The sequence below is a fragment of the Frigoribacterium sp. CFBP 8754 genome (genome assembly GCF_014841815.1).
Lineage (GTDB): Bacteria > Actinomycetota > Actinomycetes > Actinomycetales > Microbacteriaceae > Frigoribacterium > Frigoribacterium endophyticum.
The window spans coordinates 609,952-630,552 of record NZ_JACYUO010000001.1; the positions used below are offsets into that span (position 1 = coordinate 609,952).

At 71.9% G+C, this 20,601-nt stretch carries 17 protein-coding genes and 1 other RNA gene; 10 read left to right on the forward strand and 8 right to left on the reverse strand.

The window, feature by feature from the left end; all coding sequences use genetic code 11:
- The 5 genes from glgB to glgX all read right to left on the reverse strand — a co-directional run.
- The coding region (gene glgB, locus IFT72_RS02825; protein ID WP_192045501.1) for a 1,4-alpha-glucan branching protein GlgB at nucleotides 1-2,500 on the reverse strand (2,500 nt) is incomplete at its 3' end.
- Between the two features lie 11 nt (nucleotides 2,501-2,511).
- On the reverse strand, nucleotides 2,512-4,509 hold the full coding sequence (locus tag IFT72_RS02830) for an alpha-1,4-glucan--maltose-1-phosphate maltosyltransferase (protein WP_082514295.1): 1,998 nt from the start codon (nucleotides 4,507-4,509) through the stop codon (nucleotides 2,512-2,514).
- Nucleotides 4,510-5,002: 493 nt separating this feature from the next.
- Nucleotides 5,003-5,326, reverse strand: coding sequence for a DUF1294 domain-containing protein (locus tag IFT72_RS02835; RefSeq protein WP_371741148.1), 324 nt, complete (start codon nucleotides 5,324-5,326; stop codon nucleotides 5,003-5,005).
- Nucleotides 5,327-5,328: 2 nt separating this feature from the next.
- On the reverse strand, nucleotides 5,329-5,832 hold the full coding sequence (gene ybaK / locus IFT72_RS02840; RefSeq protein ID WP_192045502.1) for a Cys-tRNA(Pro) deacylase: 504 nt from the start codon (nucleotides 5,830-5,832) through the stop codon (nucleotides 5,329-5,331).
- Nucleotides 5,829-7,880 carry a glycogen debranching protein GlgX gene (gene glgX, locus IFT72_RS02845; protein ID WP_192045503.1) on the reverse strand — a complete coding sequence of 684 codons (2,052 nt, stop codon included), beginning with the start codon at nucleotides 7,878-7,880 and terminating at the stop codon, nucleotides 5,829-5,831. The genes ybaK and glgX overlap by 4 nt, the downstream gene beginning before the upstream one ends.
- A gap of 103 nt (nucleotides 7,881-7,983) precedes the next feature.
- Between glgX and IFT72_RS02850 the strand changes: the two genes are divergently transcribed.
- The 8 genes from IFT72_RS02850 (at nucleotide 7,984) to ssrA (ending at nucleotide 15,045) form a co-directional block, all read left to right on the forward strand.
- On the forward strand, nucleotides 7,984-9,150 hold the full coding sequence (locus IFT72_RS02850) for a cysteine desulfurase family protein (RefSeq protein WP_192045504.1): 1,167 nt from the start codon (nucleotides 7,984-7,986) through the stop codon (nucleotides 9,148-9,150).
- A 260-nt stretch (nucleotides 9,151-9,410) separates the two neighbouring features.
- Nucleotides 9,411-10,313, forward strand: coding sequence for a hypothetical protein (locus IFT72_RS02855; RefSeq protein ID WP_192045505.1), 903 nt, complete (start codon nucleotides 9,411-9,413; stop codon nucleotides 10,311-10,313).
- A gap of 89 nt (nucleotides 10,314-10,402) precedes the next feature.
- On the forward strand, nucleotides 10,403-11,011 hold the full coding sequence (locus tag IFT72_RS02860) for a hypothetical protein (RefSeq protein WP_192045506.1): 609 nt from the start codon (nucleotides 10,403-10,405) through the stop codon (nucleotides 11,009-11,011).
- A gap of 59 nt (nucleotides 11,012-11,070) precedes the next feature.
- A complete protein-coding gene (prfB, locus tag IFT72_RS02865) occupies nucleotides 11,071-12,177 on the forward strand; it encodes a peptide chain release factor 2 (protein WP_056053657.1) in 1,107 nt (368 codons plus the stop codon).
- A 137-nt stretch (nucleotides 12,178-12,314) separates the two neighbouring features.
- Nucleotides 12,315-13,058: a cell division ATP-binding protein FtsE gene (gene ftsE / locus IFT72_RS02870; RefSeq protein WP_056055785.1), complete on the forward strand. Its 744-nt coding sequence runs from the start codon at nucleotides 12,315-12,317 to the stop codon at nucleotides 13,056-13,058.
- Complete coding sequence (ftsX, locus tag IFT72_RS02875; protein WP_056053660.1) at nucleotides 13,055-13,969, forward strand: permease-like cell division protein FtsX; 915 nt, start codon at nucleotides 13,055-13,057, stop codon at nucleotides 13,967-13,969. The genes ftsE and ftsX overlap by 4 nt, the downstream gene beginning before the upstream one ends.
- 125 nt (nucleotides 13,970-14,094) lie before the next feature.
- Nucleotides 14,095-14,571: an SsrA-binding protein SmpB gene (gene smpB, locus IFT72_RS02880; protein WP_056053663.1), complete on the forward strand. Its 477-nt coding sequence runs from the start codon at nucleotides 14,095-14,097 to the stop codon at nucleotides 14,569-14,571.
- Between the two features lie 96 nt (nucleotides 14,572-14,667).
- Nucleotides 14,668-15,045, forward strand: a transfer-messenger RNA (tmRNA) gene (gene ssrA / locus IFT72_RS02885).
- A gap of 339 nt (nucleotides 15,046-15,384) precedes the next feature.
- Here the strand turns inward: ssrA and IFT72_RS02890 are convergent.
- The 3 genes from IFT72_RS02890 to IFT72_RS02900 form a co-directional block, all read right to left on the reverse strand.
- Nucleotides 15,385-16,902, reverse strand: coding sequence for a hypothetical protein (locus IFT72_RS02890; protein ID WP_192045507.1), 1,518 nt, complete (start codon nucleotides 16,900-16,902; stop codon nucleotides 15,385-15,387).
- A gap of 223 nt (nucleotides 16,903-17,125) precedes the next feature.
- Nucleotides 17,126-17,572, reverse strand: a complete 447-nt coding sequence (locus tag IFT72_RS02895; RefSeq protein ID WP_192045508.1) for a hypothetical protein — start codon at nucleotides 17,570-17,572, stop codon at nucleotides 17,126-17,128.
- 190 nt (nucleotides 17,573-17,762) lie between these two features.
- Nucleotides 17,763-18,515, reverse strand: a complete 753-nt coding sequence (locus tag IFT72_RS02900) for a CPBP family intramembrane glutamic endopeptidase (RefSeq protein WP_192045509.1) — start codon at nucleotides 18,513-18,515, stop codon at nucleotides 17,763-17,765.
- A gap of 81 nt (nucleotides 18,516-18,596) precedes the next feature.
- Between IFT72_RS02900 and IFT72_RS02905 the strand changes: the two genes are divergently transcribed.
- The gene (locus IFT72_RS02905) at nucleotides 18,597-19,589 is read left to right on the forward strand and encodes a GDP-mannose 4,6-dehydratase (RefSeq protein WP_056053676.1); all 993 of its coding nucleotides are present in this window, start codon (nucleotides 18,597-18,599) and stop codon (nucleotides 19,587-19,589) included.
- A gap of 7 nt (nucleotides 19,590-19,596) precedes the next feature.
- Nucleotides 19,597-20,538: a GDP-mannose 4,6-dehydratase gene (locus IFT72_RS02910; RefSeq protein WP_192045510.1), complete on the forward strand. Its 942-nt coding sequence runs from the start codon at nucleotides 19,597-19,599 to the stop codon at nucleotides 20,536-20,538.
- Nucleotides 20,539-20,601 lie beyond the last annotated feature (63 nt).

Consider the following 20,601-nt stretch of genomic DNA (forward strand, 5'->3'; position numbering starts at 1 on the left):
CCGCCGAGGCCGGGCGGCCCGCCCAGGGGGCGTCCGTCGCCGTGACGGCGCCGAAGTTGCCGACGCCCGAGCCGCCGTAGACGGTCGCGTCGGTGTTGAGGATCTCGTCCCAGGTGCCGGCCTCCGGCAGGCCCAGGCGCATGGTCTGCGGCACGCCCGAGAAGTTCGCGAGCACCGCGACCGACTCGCCCTGCCCCGACTTGCGGAGGAAGGCCACGACGCTCTGCTGCGCCGCGCCGCCGTCGATCCACTCGAAGCCCTCGACGTCGAAGTCGTGGGCCCAGAGGGCGCTCTCGCGGCGGTAGACGGCGTTCAGCTCGCTGACCAAGTCGAACACCTGCTGGTGCTCGGGGCGCTCGAGCACCGACCAGTCGAGGCCGTTCTCCTGGCTCCACTCGGTGGGCTGCCCGTACTCGGAGCCCATGAAGAGCAGCTGCTTGCCGGGGTGGCCCCACATGTAGGCGAGGTAGGCGCGGAGGTTCGCGCGCTTCTGCCACTCGTCGCCGGGCATCTTCTCGAAGAGCGAGCCCTTGCCGTAGACGACCTCGTCGTGCGAGATCGGCAGCATGAAGTTCTCGCTCCACGCGTAGTGGAACGAGAAGGTGATCTCGCCGTGGTGGTACGAGCGGTAGGCCGGGTCCTTCTCGACGTAGTCGAGGGTGTCGTGCATCCAGCCCATGTTCCACTTCAGGCCGAAGCCGAGGCCGCCCTCGCTCGTCGGGCGCGAGACGCCGGGCCAGCTGGTGGACTCCTCCGCGATCATGACGATGCCGGGGTGGCGCTTGTAGGCCGTCGCGTTCGCCTCCTGGAGGAAGGAGATGGCCTCGGTGGCCTCGCGGCCGCCGTGCTCGTTCGGCAGCCACTCGCCGTCGTTGCGGCTGTAGTCGAGGTAGAGCATCGAGGCGACCGCGTCGACGCGGAGGCCGTCGATGTGGAACTCCTCGAGCCAGTAGAGGGCGTTCGCGACGAGGAAGTTGCGCACCTGCGAGTCACCGAAGTTGAAGACCAGCGTGCCCCAGTCGGGCTGCTCGCCGCGACGCGGGTCGGAGTGCTCGTAGACGCTGCGGCCGTCGAAGTTGCCGAGGGCCCACTCGTCCTTCGGGAAGTGCCCGGGCACCCAGTCCATGATCACGCCGACGCCCGCCTGGTGCAGGCGGTCGATCAGGTAGCGCAGGTCGTCGGGGGAGCCGTAGGTGCTCTGCGGCGCGTAGTAGCCGGTGACCTGGTAGCCCCACGAGCCGCCGAACGGGTGCTGCGCGAGGGGCATGAACTCGACGTGCGTGAAGCCGAGCGCGGTGACGTAGTCGACCAGCGGGTCGGCCAGCTCGCGGTAGCTCAGGCCCGGGCGCCACGAGCCGACGTGCAGCTCGTAGACGCTCATCGGGCCCTGGTGCTGGTCGGTCGCGGCGCGCTGCGTCATCCAGTCGTCGTCCGACCAGGCGTGCGCGGCCTTCGTGATGACGGAGGCGGTGGCCGGCGGCACCTCGGAGCGGCGGGCCATCGGGTCGGCACGGTCCACCCAGGCGCCGTCGGGCGTGAGGATCTCGTACTTGTACGCACCGTCGACGACGCCGGGCACGAAGAGCTCCCAGATGCCGTTGCCGTCGAGCTTGCGCATCGCGTGGCGGGCGGCGTCCCAGCCGTTCAGGTCGCCCTTCACGCGGACGGCGTTGGCGTGGGGCGCCCAGACCGCGAAGGAGGTGCCGCGCACGCCCTCGTGCTCGCGCACGTGGCTGCCCAGCATCTTCCAGAGCTGCTCGTGGCGGCCCTCGCCGAAGAGGTAGAGGTCGAACTCGGTGACCGTGGGGGAGAAGCGGTAGGGGTCGTCGGCGACCCAGGGAGAGCCGCCGTCGTAGGTGGCGGTGACCTCGTAGCCGCCGAGCGGCGCGCGGGCGGCGCCCTGCCAGAGACCGTGCACGAGGTGCTCGAGGGCGACGACCTCGCCGGAGGCGCCGGTGACGGTGACCGTCTCGGCGAGAGGCCGCACGACGCGGACGACGGTGACCCCGTCGCGCACGTGCTCGCCGAGGATCGCGTGCGGGTGGCCGTGGCGGCCCTCGACGGCGGCGAGGACCTCGTTCTCGTCCAGGACGGGGAGGGCGGCGGCCGGGGTCGACTCGTCGACGCGGACGTCGGGCGGGGTCGGGTCCTCGGGGGCGGCGGTGGCGGGCTCGGGCTCGGGCTCGACGATGGGCTCGGGCTCGACGGCGACGGGCTCGGCGGGGTGCTCCGCGACGGGCTCGACGACGGGCTCGGGCTCGACGACGGGGTCGCGCTCCGGCTCGGCCTCGACCGCGGCCGGCTCCGGCGTGGCGACGGGCTCGGCGGGCTGCGCCGCGACGGGCTCGACCGCAGCGGGCTCGGCCGCCGGGGCCGTCCCCGGCGCGATGATCTCGTCGAACGACGGGCGGGCCGTCTCGGGCTCGGGGGCGGCGGGCTGCGCGGCGGCGCCGCGCCCGGGCTCCTCGGGCTGGGGCTTCGGGTGGCGGAAGATGCTCATCGGGGTGCTCCTCAGGGGGCGCGGTTCAGGTCGACCGACAGCACGTGCACGGGCTCCGTGAAGGCGTCGAGTCGGACGTAGTTGTCGTCGGACCAGGTCCACTGCTGGCCGGTGATCAGGTCGCGCACCGTGTACGTGCCGCCCGGGCGCAGCCCGAACTTCGTCACGTCGAGGTGCACGGTCGTCTCGCGGGCCGAGTGGGGGTCGACGTTGGCGACGACGATGATCGCGTCGGCGCGGCCGCTGCGGGTGTGGGCGCGGCTGAGGTACTTCGAGTACACGAGGATCGCGTCGTCGTCGCTCGAGTGGACGTCGAGGTTGCGGAGCTGACGCAGGGCCGGGTGCGACGACCTGATGCGGTTCAGCTGCGTGAGGTACGGAGCGAGGCTGGCCCCCGCCTCCTCGGCAGCCTGCCAGTCACGCGGCTTGTACTCGTACTTCTCGTTGTCGATGTTCTCCTCGCTGCCCGGGCGGGCGACGTCCTCGAACAGCTCGTAGCCCGAGTAGACGCCCCAGGTCGGCGAGGCCGTCGCGGCGATCGCGGCGCGCACCTTGTAGGCCGCGCGGCCGCCGTACTGGAGGTACGGCGTGAGGATGTCGTGGGTGTTGACGAAGAGGTTCGGGCGCAGCCAGCCGCTCGTCTCCTTCGACAGCTCGGTGAGGTACTCCTCGAGCTCCCACTTCTCGTTGCGCCAGGTGAAGTACGTGTACGACTGGTGGAAGCCGACCTGGGCGAGGGCCTGCATCATGGCGGGCTTGGTGAACGCCTCCGACAGGAAGACGACCTCGGGGTTCGTCTCGCGGATCTCGTGCAGCAGCCACTCCCAGAAGCGGACCGGCTTCGTGTGGGGGTTGTCGACGCGGAAGATCGTGACGCCGAGCTCGATCCACCAGCGCACGATGCGGAGGATCTCGCGGCTGATGCCCTCGTAGTCGTCGTCGAAGTTCAGGGGGTAGATGTCCTGGTACTTCTTCGGCGGGTTCTCGGCGTAGGCGATCGTGCCGTCGGGCAGCTGCGTGAACCACTCCGGGTGCTCGGTGACCCAGGGGTGGTCGGGCGAGCACTGCAGCGCCAGGTCGAGCGCGAGCTCGAGGCCGGTGTTGCGGGCGGTCTCGACGAACCAGCGGAAGTCGGCGACGGTGCCGAGGTCGGGGTGGATCGCGTCGTGCCCGCCGTCGGCCGAGCCGATGGCGTAGGGCGACCCGGGGTCGTTCGGCCCCGCGGTCAGGGTGTTGTTCGGGCCCTTGCGGAAGGTCGTGCCGATGGGGTGCACCGGCGGGATGTAGACGACGTCGAAGCCCATCCGCGAGATCGCGGGGAGGCGGCGGGCGGCGGTGCGGAAGGTGCCGCTCTTCCAGGTGCCGTCGGCCTGCTTCTTCGCGCCCTCGCTGCGGGGGAAGAACTCGTACCAGCTGCCCAGGCCGGCGCGGCTGCGCTCGACGCGGAGGGCCTCGGGCTCGCTGCGGGTGCGCAGGCTGCCGAGCGGGCGGGCCGCGAAGACGGCGGCGAGCCGGGGGTCGGTGGCCACGCGGAGGCGCGCGCCGGGGGTGAGCGACGTGTTGCCGAGCGCCTTGGCCGCGTCGGCCACGAGCGGGGTGTCGGGGTAGTCGCCCGCGGCGGCGGCCAGGAGGCGGCTGCCGAGGGTGAAGGTCACCTCGACGTCCAGCTCGGCCGGCACCTTGATCTCGGCGGTGTGCAGCCAGGTGGCCCAGTCGTCGGTGTAGCCCTCGACCTGCCAGGTCCAGTCGCCCTCGACCTCGAGCTGCACCTCCGTCGTCCAGCGGTCGGTGCCGGGGAGGCCCGCGACCATCGGGTGTCGGGTCTCGACGCCCTCCGGGTCGGTGAGCACGAGGTCGGCGCCGACGACGTCGTGCCCCTCGCGGAAGACGGTCGCGCCGAAGGGCACGACCTCGCCGCTGAAGGCCTTGGTCGGGAAGACCCGGTCGGGGGTGGTCGGGGAGAGCGCCGTGACGGGGATCCGCCCGACTCTGGGTTCGTAAGCAGCCACGGAGGCGACGCTACCCGGTATCGGGGGCAGCCGCTCCGGTGCGTCGCGCCGCGTGCGCGCCCCGGACGACGAGGAGGCGCGGTGGGCGCCCCCGGGCGGGTGCGGGCACCGAGGTGGACCGGTCCGTCCCCCGAACTGGGTCCATGCACGTGCATCGGAAATGCTTGTCCGCACTTAGGGGGACCAGTAATGTCGGATCCGTCGAGAAGGCCAGCCCGCCTCGGAGCCTGAACCCTCCTGAGAGCCCGGCGCCCTCGACGCCTCGCACCACGAGGTGAACCGCACACGCGTCGTCCACCCGGCCCCCGGTCAGCCATGCCCGGGGCGGGCGGCGCCGTGCCGACGCGCGACGGAGCGTGCCCGGACCTAGCCCGAGCTGGTCCGGTCCGCACCGTCGACCGCCGGAGGGGAGCCCGATCCCTTCCGGCGGGATGCGTGCGGCGGCCTCACCGTGCGGCGGGCGCAGCGTGCTGCTCCCCAGGGTGCAGGGGCCTCAGCCGCCCGGTGTCAGCACCAGGGCCACCACGACGCCCACGACGGCCACGTTCAGCACGACGGTGAGCACGAACGAGCGGCGGAACGACGCCTTGCGCGTCTTGTGCCGCAGCGTCCGCTGCGCGACGAGCGCCCCGGGCCAGCCGCCGACGAGGCCGAGGGCCAGCAGCGTCCGCTCCGGCACCCGCCGGGTGCGGCGGCGGGCCGCCCGCTTGTCGAGCGCGTAGACGACGACGGTCACCGCGTTCAGCACGAGCAGCGCCGCCCCGAGGGCGAGCAGCGCGGCGGTGCCGAGCGACGCGTCGGAGAACAGCAGGGCCACGCTCAGTCCCGCGCGACGGGCAGCAGCTGGGCGCCCGTGGCGCGCACGAGGTCGGCGGGGGCGATCTCGATGTCGAACCCGCGCCTCCCCCCGCTGACGAAGACGGTCTCGAAGGAGGCGGCGCTCGCGTCGACGACGGTCGCCAGCGCCGTGCGCTGGCCCACCGGGCTGATGCCGCCCACCACGTAGCCCGTGCGCCGCTCGGCGACGGCGGGGTCGGCGAGCGAGGCCTTCCGGGCGCCGACGGCGGCCGCGAGGGCCTTGAGGTCGAGGCGTCGGGAGACGGGCACGACGGCGACGACGAGGGTGCCCTGCGCGTCGGCGACGAGCGTCTTGAAGACGCGCTCCTCCGAGAGGCCGAGCTCGGCGGCGGCCTCCTCACCGAAGTTCGTCGCCGTGTCGTGGTGCTCGTAGGTGTGCGCCGTGAACGGGATCCCCGCGGCCAGGAGCGCGACGGTGGCGGGCGTGCCCGGCCCGCCCGCGCCTCCCGCGGGCTTCCGGGTCACGCGCTCTCCTCCGCCGTCGCGGGGCGGGCGCGGTAGATGATCACGGTCGGGCCGGAGACGAGCACCTCGTCGCCGGGCGCGACCGGGTGGAGGTCGGCGGAGTCGTCGCTCGTCCAGAGCGGCTCGTAGCCCTCGACGCCCTCGTGCCGGGCGACCGTCACGGCGGTGCTCGTCTCGGCGCCGTGCACGAGCACCAGCACCGCGTTCGGCGCCTCGTGCTCGGGCGTGGAGCGCGCGAAGTACTGCAGCGTGCGGACGTGCGGGTCGTTCCACTCGTCGGGGTGCATCTCGGCGCCCGAGGCCGAGAACCAGTCGATCTCGTTGGCGCTGAGGGTGCAGGCGCCCTCGAGGCCGAAGCGGGTCGGCCGCAGCGCCGGGTTCTCGGCGCGGACGCGGGTCAGGGCCACCACGTCGTCGGTGATGCCCTGCTGCCAGGGCTGCGTCGCCCAGTCGACCCAGGTCAGCTCGCTGTCGGTGCAGTAGCCGTTGTTGTTGCCGCGCTGCGAGCGGCCGCGCTCGTCGCCGGCGGTGAGCATCGGCACGCCCGACGAGACGAAGAGTGTCGCGAGCAGGTTGCGCATCGAGCGGCGCCTCGCGTCGCTGATCCACGGGTTGTCGCTGTGGCCCTCGACGCCGTGGTTGAACGAGCGGTTGTCGTCGGTGCCGTCGCGGTTCTGCTCGCCGTTGCTGAGGTTGTGCTTGGCGTCGTACGAGACGAGGTCGAGCAGCGTGAAGCCGTCGTGCGCGGTGACGAAGTTGAGCCCGGCCAGCGGGCCGCGGTCGTGCGCGAACACGTTGCTCGACCCGCTCAGCTTCGAGGCGACGCTGCCGAGGCCGGTGGGCGGGGTGCCCTGGGCGCGGGCGGCGGCGACGTCGGTCAGCCAGAAGTCGCGGGCGCGGTTGCGGAAGCGGTCGTTCCACTCGATCCAGCCCGGGGGGAAGGCGCCCGTCTGCCAGCCGCCGAGGCCGACGTCCCAGGGCTCGGCGACCATCTTGACGCCGGCGAGGGCCGGGTCGGTGACGATCTCGTGCAGCAGGGGGTGCTCGGGGTCGAAGGCGTGGTCGGCGCCGCGCCCGAGGGTGGCGGCGAGGTCGAAGCGGAACCCGTCGATCTGCATCTCGGTGGCCCAGTAGCGCAGGCTGTCCATCACGAGCCGGTGCGCGGCGGGGTGGCTGGTGTCGAGCGAGTTGCCGCAGCCGGTCACGTCGACCGGGCGGCCCTCGGCGTCGTGCCGGTAGTACGCGGAGCCGTCGAGCCCGCGGAGGCTCGTCACCGGCCCGCCCTCCTCGCCCTCCTCGGCCGTGTGGTTGTAGACGACGTCGAGCCAGACCTCGATGCCCGCCTCGTGCAGCAGTCGGACCATGCCCTTGAACTCGCGGACCACGGCGGAGGCGCCCGCCAGCTGGGCGTCGCGGCTCGCGTACGCCGCGTGGGGCGCGAAGAACGAGAGCGTGTTGTAGCCCCAGTAGTTCTCGATGCCCTGCGCGACGAGGCGCTGCTCATCGACGTGCTGGTGCACGGGCAGCAGCTGCACCGCGGTCACGCCGAGCTGCTTCAGGTGCGCGATGGTCGTGTCGGCCGCGAGGCCGGCGTAGGTGCCGCGCAGCTCGTCGGGCACGAAGGGGGCGAGCCGCGTGAGGCCCCGCACGTGCGCCTCGTAGACGACGACGCGGTCGAGCGGGGTGCGCGGCTTCTCGACGCCGCCCCAGTCGAACGACTCGTCGACGACGGTGGCCCGCCACTCGCCGCGGCCGGTGCGGCCGAGGCCGCGCGCCCACGGGTCGAGCAGGGGGAGCTCGGGGTCGAAGACGGCGCCGCCCCGGGTCTCGCCGTCGGCGCGGACCCAGTAGCGGCGGCCCGGGGTGAGGGCGTGGTCGGTGGCGCTCCAGACGTCGTGCTCGTCGCGGGTCATCGGCACGACGCGGTCGTGGGGCGCGTCGTCGACGACGAGCTCCAGTCGCGTCGCCGCGGCGGACCACACACGGAGGGTCGGGCCCTCGGGGCCCACGCGCACACCGAGGTCGGAGAGGGGATCGGCGTCAGGCACGGGACTTACAGTAGATCAGCGGCGGAGCGCCCCCCGAGAGGCGGGAGCGCCGATCCGGGCGTCGCCCGACCGGCCGTCGCACCGAGAGCAGGAGGAGCCGGGCATGAGCGTCTACCTCGACCACGCCGCCACCACGCCCCTGCACCCGGCCGCGCTCGCGGCGTACACGGCGGCGCTCGGCACCGTCGGCAACCCGTCGTCCATCCACTCCGCCGGCCAGGGCGCGAAGCGGCTGCTCGAGGAGTCCCGGGAGCGCGTCGCGGCGACCCTGGGCTGCGACCCGATCGAGGTGGTCTTCACCTCCGGGGGCACCGAGTCCGTCAACCTCGGGGTGAAGGGCCTCTGGTGGGCGCGGCAGTCCGACCGGCCGCGCCCGCGACTCCTCGTGCCCGGCGGGGAGCACCACGCCACCGTCGACACCGTCGAGTGGCTCGAGCGCTACGAGGGCGCCGTCGTCACGACGATCCCGCTCGACGAGCTCGGCCGCGTGCGGCTCGACGCGCTCGCCGCGGCCCTCGACGAGCACGACGACGTGGCCCTCGTCACGCTGCTCTGGGCCAACAACGAGGTCGGCACGATGCAGCCGGTCGACGAGGTCGTCGCGCTCGCCGCGGCCCACGGGGTGCCCGTGCACTGCGACGCGGTCGCCGCCTACGGCCAGGTGCCGATCGACTTCCGGTCGACGGGGCTCGCCGCGCTGAGCGTCAGCGCGCACAAGATCGGCGGGCCCATCGGCATCGGTGCGCTCGTGCTGGCGCGCTCGGCGACCGTCGTGCCGCTCATCCACGGCGGAGGGCAGCAGCGCCAGGTGCGGTCGGGCACGCAGGACGCCCCGGCCGCCGCCGCGTTCGCCGTCGCGGCCGAGCAGCCGCACCAGCCGTACGAGCCGCTGCGCGACCGGCTCGTCGAGGGCGTGCGGCGCGCCGTGCCGGGCGCGGTGCTGCGGGGCGACCCGGTCGACCGGCTGCCCGGCAACGCGCACTTCACCTTCCCCGGGTGCGAGGGCGACTCGCTGCTCTTCCTGCTCGACGCGGCCGGGGTCGCGGTGTCGACCGGGTCGGCGTGCCAGGCGGGCATCCCGGAGCCGTCGCACGTGCTGCTCTCGATGGGGCTCACGGCCGAGGAGGCGCGGGGTGCGCTCCGCATGACCGTCGGGCACACGAGCACCGACGCCGACGTCGACGCGCTGCTCGCGGCGCTGCCGGAGGCCGTCGCCCGCGCGACCCGCGCCGGCTACGCCGACCGCGCCCCCGCCCTCGGCGCCCGCTAGCGCGACCTCGCGCGTCCAGGTGACTCTTCCCGGGGCCTCGCGGGCGCCGAGGGCCCAGAAAGGGTCATCTCGCTGCACGGGGTGGATGTGAGTCATCCCCGGGTGACGTTTCTTGGGGGCTCGCGGAGCTCTCGGCCCCAGGACGAGTCACCTCGATGCGCGCGAGCGTCATCCCTCCCCAGGGCCGAGGAGGCGCGGGTCGTCCCGACAGCGTCGGCCCCGGTCGGCGGGGGCGGCCCACGGCCCGGCACGCTCCTGGCATGCGACCGCGCCCCCTGCCCTCCGAGCTGACGTCCCGCCCCTTCTCGGTGGCCGAGGCGCTCGAGGTCGGGCTGCGTTACGACAGGCTCCGCGCGAGCGACCTCCGAGCGCCGCACCGCGGAGCACGGTCGGTTCTGCAGGCGGTCGACCTGCGCGGCCGGTGCGAGGAGTTCGCCCCGCTCCTCCGTCGGCACGAGCACTTCGCCCACGTCACGGCGCTCGGCCTCTGGGGGCTCCCCCTGCCGAGGTGGCTCGAGGAGTCGCGACACCTGCACGTCTCCGACCCTGTCGCGCGGCAGCGGCGACGCCCGGGCGTGATCGGACATCGTTACTCGGCAGCGTCGTCGCACAGCCTGGACGGCCTGCCCGTGGCCGAGCCGCTGGAGGCCCTCGTCCAGGCGGCGGCGGACGTGCCCGTCGACACGCTCGTCGCCCTCGGCGACGCGCTGGTGGGCGGGTGGTCGCCGCACCCGCGGGCGCGGCTGCTGCCCGTCGCGGACCTGCAGGAGGCCGCGTCCCGAGCCCACGGCCGGCCCGGCGCGCGGTCGCTCCGGCGCGCGGTCTTGCTCGTCCGGGCGGGAGTCGACTCTCCTCGAGAGACCGCGCTGCGACTCCTCGTGGTCCGGTCCGGGCTGCCCGAGCCGGAGGTCAACGTGCGGCGCTTCGCCGCCGACGGCGCGTACCTCGGCAAGCCGGACCTCAGCTGGGCCTCGCCGCGCGTGGCCCTCGAGTTCCAGGGCGACCACCACCGCGAGGACCGCGACACCTGGCGCTACGACCTCCGCCGCCGTGAGGGCTTCGAGGACGACGGCTGGCGGGTGGTGCTCGTCAGCGACGACGACCTGCACGGGGCGGAGGCCCGGGCGCTCGTCGCCCGCCTCGCTCGCCTGTTGAGGCGGTGACGGCCATCGAGGTGCCGGTTCCTGGGCCCTGCTCCGTGTCGAGGGCCCAGGAAGGGGCACCTCGACGGCTGACGGTCGACACTGGGGGCATGCAGATCTACTCGTCGTCGCCCGTGGTCCGTGCCCGGCAGGTGGCGGGCGACCTCGTCGCCGTGGGGCTCGTCGTCGTCTTCGTCGTGGTGGGCGTCGCCATCGCGCAGTTCATCGCCGGGTTCGCCGACCTCGGCCGACAGCTCGAGGAGGCGGGGGCCGGCTTCCAGGGGGCGATGCAGGACGCCTCGCGCACCCTGGGCGACCTGCCGCTCGTCGGGGGCGCGGCCAGCGCGCCGTTCGACGGGGCGAGCGGGGCGGGCGGCTCCCTCGCCGACGCGGGCCGCCAGCAGCAGGACGGCGTGGCCCGCGCCTCCCTCGTGGCGGGCCTCGTCGTCGCCGGCGTGCCGAGCGTCGTCGTGCTCTGGGTGTGGCTGCGCGGGCGCGTCGGGTTCGTGCGCCGCGCCTCCTCGACCCGGTCGCTGCTCGCGACGCCCGGCGGCGAGGAGCTGCTCGCGCTGCGCGCCCTCACCGGCCGCGACTCCCGGGCGGCGCTCGCCGTGTCGCCCGACCCGGTCGCCGACTGGCGCGCGGGGGAGCCCGCCGTGGTGCGGGCGCTCGCCGACGTCGCCCTGCGCGAGGCGGGCGTGGCCCGCGCCCGGCGCTGAAGCGTGGGCCGGCAGGCCCCGCACGCCCCTCGCACCCCGGGCCGGTAAGCTCGGGCACCATGATCGCACTGGACTTCTCTGAGCAGATTGCCGCCCTCCGGGCCACGTTCGAGGACATCCGTGCGGTGATCGGGCAGGACCGCCTCGTCGCGGAGATCGCCCAGCTCAGCGAGCAGGCCTCCGCCCCCGACCTGTGGGACGACACGGAGAACGCGCAGAAGGTCACCAGCGCCCTGAGCCACCGCCAGTCCGAGCTCGAGAAGCTCGAGACCACCGAGCAGCGGCTCGACGACCTCGAGGTGCTCGTCGAGATGGCCAACGACGGCGACGACCAGGAGAGCGCCGACGAGGCGCAGGTCGAGCTGAAGGCCCTGCAGAAGATGATGGACACCCTCGAGGTGCAGACCCTCCTCGACGGCGAGTACGACCCGCGCCCCGCCGTCATCACCATCCGCGCCGGCGCCGGCGGGGTCGACGCCGCCGACTTCGCCGAGATGCTGCTGCGCATGTACCTCCGCTACGCGGAGAAGCACGGCATGTCGGCCACCGTGATGGACACCAGCTACGCCGAGGAGGCGGGCATCAAGAGCGCGACCTTCGAGATCGACGCTCCCTACGCCTTCGGCACGCTGAGCGTCGAGGCCGGCACGCACCGCCTCGTGCGCATGAGCCCCTTCGGCGCCGCGGGCAAGCGCCAGACCAGTTTCGCCGCGGTCGAGGTGATCCCGCTGATGGAGGAGACCGAGTCGATCGACATCCCCGAGAACGAGATCCGCGTCGACGTGTTCCGTTCGTCGGGCCCCGGCGGCCAGAGCGTCAACACGACCGACTCGGCCGTGCGCCTGACCCACATCCCCACCGGCACGGTCGTCTCGATGCAGAACGAGAAGAGCCAGATCCAGAACCGCGCCGCCGCCATGCGCGTGCTGCAGTCGCGCCTCCTCCTGCTCCAGAAGGAGGCGGAGAACGCGAAGAAGAAAGAGCTGGCGGGCACGATCACGGCCAGCTGGGGCGACCAGATCCGCAGCTACGTCCTCGCGCCGTACCAGATGGTGAAGGACCTCCGGAGCGAGCACGAGGTCAACAACCCGTCGAACGTCTTCGACGGCGACCTCGACGGCTTCATCTCGGCGGGCATCCGCTGGCGCAAGCGCGACGACAGCTGACGCTGTCCGACAGTCGTCGTCCTGCGGGCCCGCACCGCGCCTCCTCGCTGTCAGCGGATCCATAGCCGCCGCGGGCGGGGCGGCGCAGCGAGTCGCTGCCTGGATGGGCGCGGCCTCGGCTTAGGGTGATCCCCGTCATGATCCGATTCGATGAAGTCACCAAGGTCTATTCCGGCAACCCCCGGCCTGCGCTGAACTCGGTCACCCTCGAGATCCTCAAGGGCGAGTTCGTCTTCCTCGTCGGGGCGAGCGGCTCCGGCAAGTCCAGCTTCCTGCGCCTCGTGCTGAAGGAGGAGAAGCCGAGCACCGGCCAGATCCACGTCCTCGGCCAGAAGCTCAGCACGCTGTCGAGCCGCAAGGTGCCGTACTTCCGCCGCAACCTCGGCGTCGTCTTCCAGGACTTCCGCCTGCTGCCGCAGAAGAGCGTGTTCGACAACGTCGCGTTCAGCCTGCAGGTGATCGGCAAGAGCAAGGGCTTCATCCAGGAGGCGGTGCCCGACGTGCTCAAGATGGTGGGCCTCGTGGGCAAGCAGCAGCGCCTGCCGCACGAGCTCTCGGGCGGTGAGCAGCAGCGCGTCGCGATCGCGCGCGCCATCGTCAACAAGCCGTCCATCCTGCTGGCCGACGAGCCGACGGGAAACCTCGACCCCTCGACCAGTGCGGGCATCATGACCCTCCTCGAGCGCATCAACGCCGGCGGCACGACCGTGATCATGGCCACCCACGACGCCGGCATCGTCGACCAGATGCAGCGCCGCGTGATCGAGCTGTCGGGCGGCAACATCCTCCGCGACGAGCGCCAGGGCGGCTACCAGACCCAGGCGGTGCCCATCCAGGCGATCGGCGTCGAGGACTTGAGCACGAGGGGAGCGGACGCATGAGGCTCGGACTCGTCCTCAGCGAGGTCGGCAGCGGCCTGCGCCGCAACGCCTCGATGGTCATCTCGGTCGTGCTCGTCACGTTCATCTCGCTGACCTTCGTCGGCACCGCCGCCCTGCTGCAGCTGCAGATCAACCAGATGAAGGGGTACTGGTACGACAAGGCCCAGGTGGCCGTCTACCTCTGCACCGACACCGACACGACCGGCAACTGCACGGGCGCCAAGGCGACGCAGGACCAGATCGACGGCGTCGAGGCGCAGCTCTCGAGCGACGTGCTGGCGCCGTTCGTCGACCGCTCGTACTTCGAGACGCAGCAGGAGGCCTACGACCGCTTCACGACGCAGTTCGCCGACAGCCCGGCGACCGAGTTCGTGCAGCCGTCGTACCTCAACGAGACCTTCTGGGTGAACCTCAAGGACCCGACCCAGTCGGACGTCCTCACCGAGAGCCTGTCGAGCCTCGCCGGCGTGCAGAGCGTCGTCGACCAGCGCGGCTACCTCGACCCGATCTTCTCGGTGCTGAACGCCGCGAGCTACACCGCGATCGGCATCGCCGTGCTGATGCTGATCGCGGCCGTGCTGCTGATCGCCACGACGATCCGCCTCAGCGCGTTCAGCCGACGGCGAGAGCTCGGCATCATGCGGCTGGTGGGCGCGTCGAACCGGTTCATCCAGACGCCGTTCATCCTCGAGGGCGTGATCGCCGCCCTGCTCGGGTCGGTGCTCGCCGGCGGGGCCCTGATCGCGATCGTCAACTTCTTCGTCAAGGGCTACCTCGTCGAGAACTTCGCGTCGACGCCGTTCATCGGCCTGCAGGAGACCGCGATCGTCGTGCCCCTCGTGGTCGTGATCGGCATCCTGCTCGCGGCGCTGTCGGCCAACGTCGCCATCCGTCGGTACCTGAAGGTCTAGCGCGCGAGGGCCTGGGGGAGGCGCGGTGCTGGTCTGACCGGCACCGCGCCTCCCTCAGGTCTGAGCCTGTATGCTGACAGGCTGCCTGCACCAGGCAGCACCACCCATGACGACCAGGAGACAGCGTGGCGAAAGAGCGCGGTGAGAAGGTCGTGGCCACCAACCGCCGGGCGCGCCACGACTACACGATCGACGACACCTACGAGGCCGGCATCGTGCTGAGCGGCACCGAGGTGAAGTCGCTGCGGCAGGGGCGGGCGTCGCTCGTCGACGGCTACGCCTTCGTCGAGGGCGGGGAGGCCTGGCTCGACGCCGTGCACATCCCCGAGTACACCGAGGGCACGTGGAACAACCACGCGCCGCGGCGCAAGCGAAAGCTGCTGCTGCACAAGCAGCAGATCGTCAAGATCGGGCAGAAGACGAAGGAGGGCGGGTTCACCGTCATCCCGCTCAAGATCTACTTCAGCGACGGCCGGGCGAAGGTCGAGATCGCGGTCGCCAAGGGCAAGCGCGAGTACGACAAGCGGCAGACCCTGCGCGAGCGCACGGCGACCCGCGAGGCGGAGTCGGCGATGTCGGCCCGCAAGCACCTCGGCGAGTAGCCGAACGGGCCCCCAGGGCCTACACTGGAAGGCCGCGCGGGAACGCGCGGAACGGTTCTCCCGACAACAGCACAGAGTGTGACAACGGCCCCTCACGGGGATGATCGGTTTCGACATCGCCTGTGTGCGAACGAGAAGCGGGCCGAGGATCCAGGGTTATCTCGTAAACGATCTCTGGAAAACAATAAGTGCCAATAACAAGCGCACTGACTTCGCTCTCGCTGCGTAAGCAGTAGAGCCACATGAAGTCCGTCAGTCTGGTGACCGCCTTCTAACCAGTCCCTGACGTCATCTAGAGGGCTCGCTGCGTGACTACGCCTGGGGGTCACGCGGGACTTGCACTCGGGCTGGGCCCGTCGACCTAGAAGCCAGTAGCAAAGGTCGGGGCCGAGCAGAACGTCTCATCTGGCTACGCCCGTAGAATGCGTGCAATCTCAGCGATGGACGGGGGTTCAATTCCCCCCATCTCCACCACCGGCCGCTGTCACACTCCGTGCTCGTCCCGCCCCGTGCCTCGGCACCGGCGGGCCGGTGGCCCCCCGAAGCCCCCTCGACCTCTCCGGTCGAGGGGGCTTCGTCGTGCGGGCAGCTGCGGCCCGTCGGTGCTCGCGCACCACGTCCTCGCACGCGCACCACGCCGCGGCGTGGTTCCGGTGCGAGGAGGTGGTGCGTCGTGGGAGCCGCGGGGGCGGGGGAGTCGCGGGCGGGGCTGGGTGCCGACCCGCGCCTCCCCGGGGGCTGGCGGCCGCACGCCGAAGCCCCCTCCGCTGCTGGGGCGGAGGGGGCTCGGGTGCTGCGGTGTGGCGGGTGCTGCTAGTCCTGCTGCGCGTCGACGGTGCTCAGCTGAGCACGGCGACGACGGGCCGCGAGGACGAGGCCGGCTCCGGCCAGCGTGAGGGCGGCGCCGAGGCCGATCACGAGGCTGGAGTCGTCAGAACCGGTGAACGCCAGGCTGCCGGCGGCACGCACGGGCGTGGCCGAGGTGCCGGCGGGGACGATCGGCGTGGCGGCGGCGACGCGGAACTCGACGACGTTGGAGGGCTCGGAGATCAGCGGGAAGCCGTCGGCGTCGAGGGTGGGCTCGCCGTTCGCGTCAGCGAAGAACGAGATGGCGACGACGGAGTACTCGCCCGGCTTGACCATGCGGACGGTCGAGCTCCAGGTGCCGTCGGCGGCCACGACGATGACCGAGTCGGTGATGGCGTCCTCGAGGGGGCCGGACGACTGCGGTGCCTCGTCGGTCGGGTACAGCAGGAAGGCGATGTTGGCGCCGGGGGTGCCGGTGCCGCTGATCGTGACGTCCTGGCCGACGACGACCTGGGCGGGGACGGGCGAGGTGATGACGGGCGCCGCGGGGGCGACGGCGTCGGGGGTCACCGCGGCGGCGGGGAGGTTGAAGCTGCGCGTGACGGTGTTGTCGAAGCCGCTGGCGCCGACGAAGCCGCCGACCGTCACGGTCTGGGCGACGGGGGCGGTCTCGGAGTAGGTGACCCGGATGGAGTAGGTCGAGCCGTTGCCGAGGTTCTGGCGGCCGAGCTCACCGGCGGGGCCGGTCACGACGACGGTGGAGCCGACGGGGGCGGTGCCGCTGAAGGTGACGAGGCGGCTATCGGTGGTGGAGCCGGCGACGGGGCTGTCGAGCGTGACGGTCTTGGCCGGAGCGGCGACGGCGGGCAGCACGATGTCGCGCGTGACCGGGTCGATGCCGCTGCCGCCGAGGAGGCCGTTGACGGAGAGCGTCTGGTTGATCGCGTCGGCGTCGGTGAAGACGACGGGGATCGAGTACGCGCCCGAGGCGTCGAGGTTCTGGCGACCGAGCTCACGGTCGGCACCGCGGACGATGACGATCGAGTTCGGGGTCGCGGTGCCCGTGACGGTGAAGCTGCGGCTCGCGACGGGGCCCGCGGCGGGGCTGTCGATGGTGATGAACTTCACCGGAGCAGCGGCGGGGAGGGTGAAGTCGACGCGCTTGGGGTCGCTGAACCCGCTGCCGCCGTAGATGCCGGTGACGTAGATGCTCTGCGCGACGGGAGCGTCGACCGCGTACGTCAGCGTGGTGCTGAAGGTGGTCGCGTTGCCCGTGTTGATGCGGGTCTCGCGGGTGCCGCTGGCGTCGACGCCCTTGTAGATGTCGACGATGGCGCCGGCGAGGACGGTGCCCGACACGGTGACCGTGCGCGAGTCGACCGTCGAGCCCGCGGTCGGCGAGGTCACGACAAGGTTGGCCGGCGCAGCCTGTGCGGCGGTGGAGGTGAGCAGTGCCCCGCTGAGGGCGAGCGTCAGCGCGGCCGGTACGGCGAGCGCGCGGCGCCAGGAGAAGACGTTCTTCACGTGGTGTTGGTGCTTTCTGATCGGTGTTCGAGCTTCATCGCTCGTCGCCCTGGCCCAGCACCCGGATGACTTGCACAGGGGCAGTCGGTGATCGCCCCTCTCGGGACGCTATGCGACAGCTGTGCCCTTGCCTAGGAGCTGTGCGCTTCCTGGCCAGGTGATCCTGCGGAGGCGGCGGTCACCCTCCGGGTGGAAGCTCGCCCGGACCGGGTGGTTCGGGTGGTCAGCGCGGGGAGTCGGCGGAGGCGGCCGAGGACGACGCGTCCTCGGAGCTGTCGAGGGACCCTGCGCCGAGGGCCGGCAGAGTGACGGCCACGGTGTCGGCGTCGAGCAGCTCCCCGCCGTCGGTGCTGTCGACGTAGAGGCCCTGCTTCGCCGCGGCGCCGTCGCCGTACTCGATCTCGGCGGAGAAGCGTCCGTCGACGACCTCAGCAGTGGCGAGGAGGATCGCGTTCGAGTTGTCGTCGTAGATGCGGACGGTGGAGCCCTCGGGCGCGGTGCCGGCGACGGCGACGGATCGGGTGTCGGAGACGGCCCCGTCCGTCGGCGTCTCCACGACCAGGCGCGCCTCGGCGGCGGCGGGCAGGAAGGTCAGGGCTGCTCCGCCTGCGGCGAGCACGCCGACGACACCGATGGCCAGGACAGGGCGCCAGGGGAAGGATCTCGTCACGCGCGTCAGCTCTCTCGAGGGTGTCAGGGATCATGCACCTCCGTCGCGTCGGCGACGAGAGGTTCAAGGCGTCGGAGTTGCATCGCCCCGATACCCAAGAGTATCGACATCTGACCTGTCTGTTCGCGTGCTGTCCCCTGGGCGAACCGCCATGCACCCCCAGAAGTGGGGGGCGGTGGCCCGTCGGTCCTCAGGCGGACCAGGTAGCAGCGACGGCTAGGCCGTTGAAGACGACGTGGGCGAGGATCGCCCCGCCGATGCGCCCCGTCCGCGCGGCGAGCGTCCCGACGAGCAGGCCGAAGACCGTCGTGCTCACCAGGGTGACGAGAAGGCCGGCGGGTGAGAAGCTGCCGACGAGCGCGTGCATGAGCGCGAACACCAGCGACGTCGTGATGACCGCCATGACCGCGGCACCCCCCGCGTCGAGGCGCGTCGGCGTCGACAGCAGCCGTGCCGTCGAGCGCTGCAGCAGTCCCCGGAAGAAGACCTCCTCCACGACGGGCGCGAGCAGCACCCGTGCGAGCACGGTCGCGACCAGCACGCCGGCGGCGGGCCCGCCGTCGATGGTCGGGACGGGCTCGAGGCCCGTGCTGCCGACGACGACGAGGTTGACCACGGCGTCGAGCACGCGGGCGATGAGGCCGATGCCGACGCCCCACAGGAGGTCGAGGGGGCGGAGGCGCAGGCCGAGTCGTCGGAGCGCGCCCGCCCGCCCGAGACCGAGGGTCGCGAAGACGACCGCCGCCAGCAGCGGCACCCAGATGACGAGGTACGACACGACGACCGAGACGAGCGGCGGCACCCCGGGGGAGCGCAGGAGCAGGTCACCGACGACGTCCGACGCGATGACGACCGCCGCGAGGGCCAGGGCAGCGTAGAGGACGTCCCACGCGGCGGACCGCTCGCGGACGTGCTCGGCGGGGTCGAGGTCGCGACGTGTCATGAGGTCAAACTACGACGGTCCGCGCGTCCTGGATGTCCGGGACGACCTCGTAGTACCGGTCGGTATGGATAGGTTTAGCCCATGCAGACGCAGAAGCGAGCCCTCATCACGGGTGTCACGGGCCAGGACGGCATGTACCTGAGCCGCCTCCTCATCTCCAAGGGCTACGAGGTCTTCGGCCTCGTCCGGGGGCAGAACAACCCCAAGATCCCCCTCCTCCGCGAGTTCGCCCCTGAGGTCACCGTCCTCACGGGGGACCTCCTCGACCAGTCGAGCCTGCTCCGGGCCCTCAAGTCGTCGGCTCCCGACGAGGTCTACAACCTCGGTGCCATCTCCTTCGTGGCCTACTCGTGGGAGAACGCGCAGCTCACGAGCCAGGTGACGGGCCTGGGCGTGCTCAACATGCTCGAGGCCATCCGGCTCTACGCCGGCGACGACGCCCCGAAGATCCGCTTCTACCAGGCGTCGAGCTCCGAGATGTTCGGTCGCGTCCAGGAGGTCCCGCAGCGCGAGACCACGCTTCTCTGGCCTCGGTCGCCCTACGGCGTCGCGAAGGTCTACGGGCACTACATGACCATCAACTACCGCGAGTCCTACGGCATGCACGCCTCCTCAGGCGTCTTGTTCAACCACGAGTCGCCCCTCCGCGGCCCCGAGTTCGTCACCCGCAAGATCAGCCTCGCGGTCGCCCGCATCGCTCAGGGGAAGCAGGAGTTCCTCGAGCTCGGCAACCTCGACGCGAAGCGTGACTGGGGCTTCGCCGGAGACTACGTCGAGGCGATGTGGCTGATGCTGCAGCAGGACACCGCCGACGACTACGTCATCTCGACGGGCGCCACGCAGTCGGTCCGCGAGTACCTGAACGTGGCCTTCTCCCACGTCGGCATCGACGACTGGTCAGGCCTCGTGCGCCAGAACCCCGACTTCCTCCGTCCCGCCGAGGTCGATCTCCTCATCGGTGACTCGGCGAAGGCACGCGAGGCACTCGGCTGGTCGCCGAAGGTCGACTTCCCGACGCTGGTCACGATGATGGTCGACGCCGACATGGAGCGCGTCACGAACGGCACCGCGTGAGGTCGTCGTGCGTGCGCTGATCACCGGGGCGGCCGGACAGACCGGGAGCTACCTCGTCGAGGCGCTGAACGGACGAGGGTGGGACTGTCATGCCCTGGTCCGTTCGGCCAGCGACGTCGAACAGGGCCTCGGCGGCAGCATGACGCTGCACGAGGCGGACCTCACGGACTTCCCCGCGGTCGACGCCGTGGTCGCGACCGTTCGCGCCGACGTGGTCGTCAACCTCGCCGCGATCAGCTCGGTCGCCCGGTCGTGGTCTGAACCGGTGGAGACGGCGCTCCTCAACGGTGCTGCCGTCGCGAACCTCCTCGCGGCGGTCGAACGGACATCCGTCGAGACTCCGGCCCACTTCATCCAGGCATCCAGCGCCGAGATCTTCGGTTCGCCGTCGTCGAGCCCCCAGGACGAGGCGACGACCGTGGCTCCCACCAACCCCTACGGCGCAGCCAAGGCGTACGGGCATCTCCTCGTCGGCGCCTACCGGGCCCGGGGCATGTCGGCGTCGAGCCTCGTCCTCTACAACCACGAATCGCCTCGCAGGCCCCATGCCTTCGTCACTCGCAAGATCACGGCGGGCGCGGCGCAGATAGCTCAGGGGCGCTCGGACCACCTGTCGCTGGGCAACCTCGATGCCCGCCGCGACTGGGGCTGGGCTCCCGACTACGCCGAAGCCATCGCCCTGGTGGCCGAGGCGCGCGTGGCTGACGACTTCGTCGTGGCCACGGGCGAGGCGCACTCCGTCCGCGAGTTCGCGCTGGCTGCTCTGCGACACGCTGGTGTGCAGGATCCCGAGGGGCGCCTCCGGGTCGATCCGGCTTTCCTCCGCCCGACGGACGCCGTCGAGCTCGTCGGTGACTCGTCGAAGATCCGGCGTCGCCTGGGTTGGCGGCCCACCGTCACCTTCGACCAGATCGTCGGTTCGATGGTCGACGCGGACCTGCTCCGCTGATCCGCTCTCGCGTCGCCAGGGCATGGCACGAGGACGTCGACGACAGCCTCCCCGAGCGAGGGT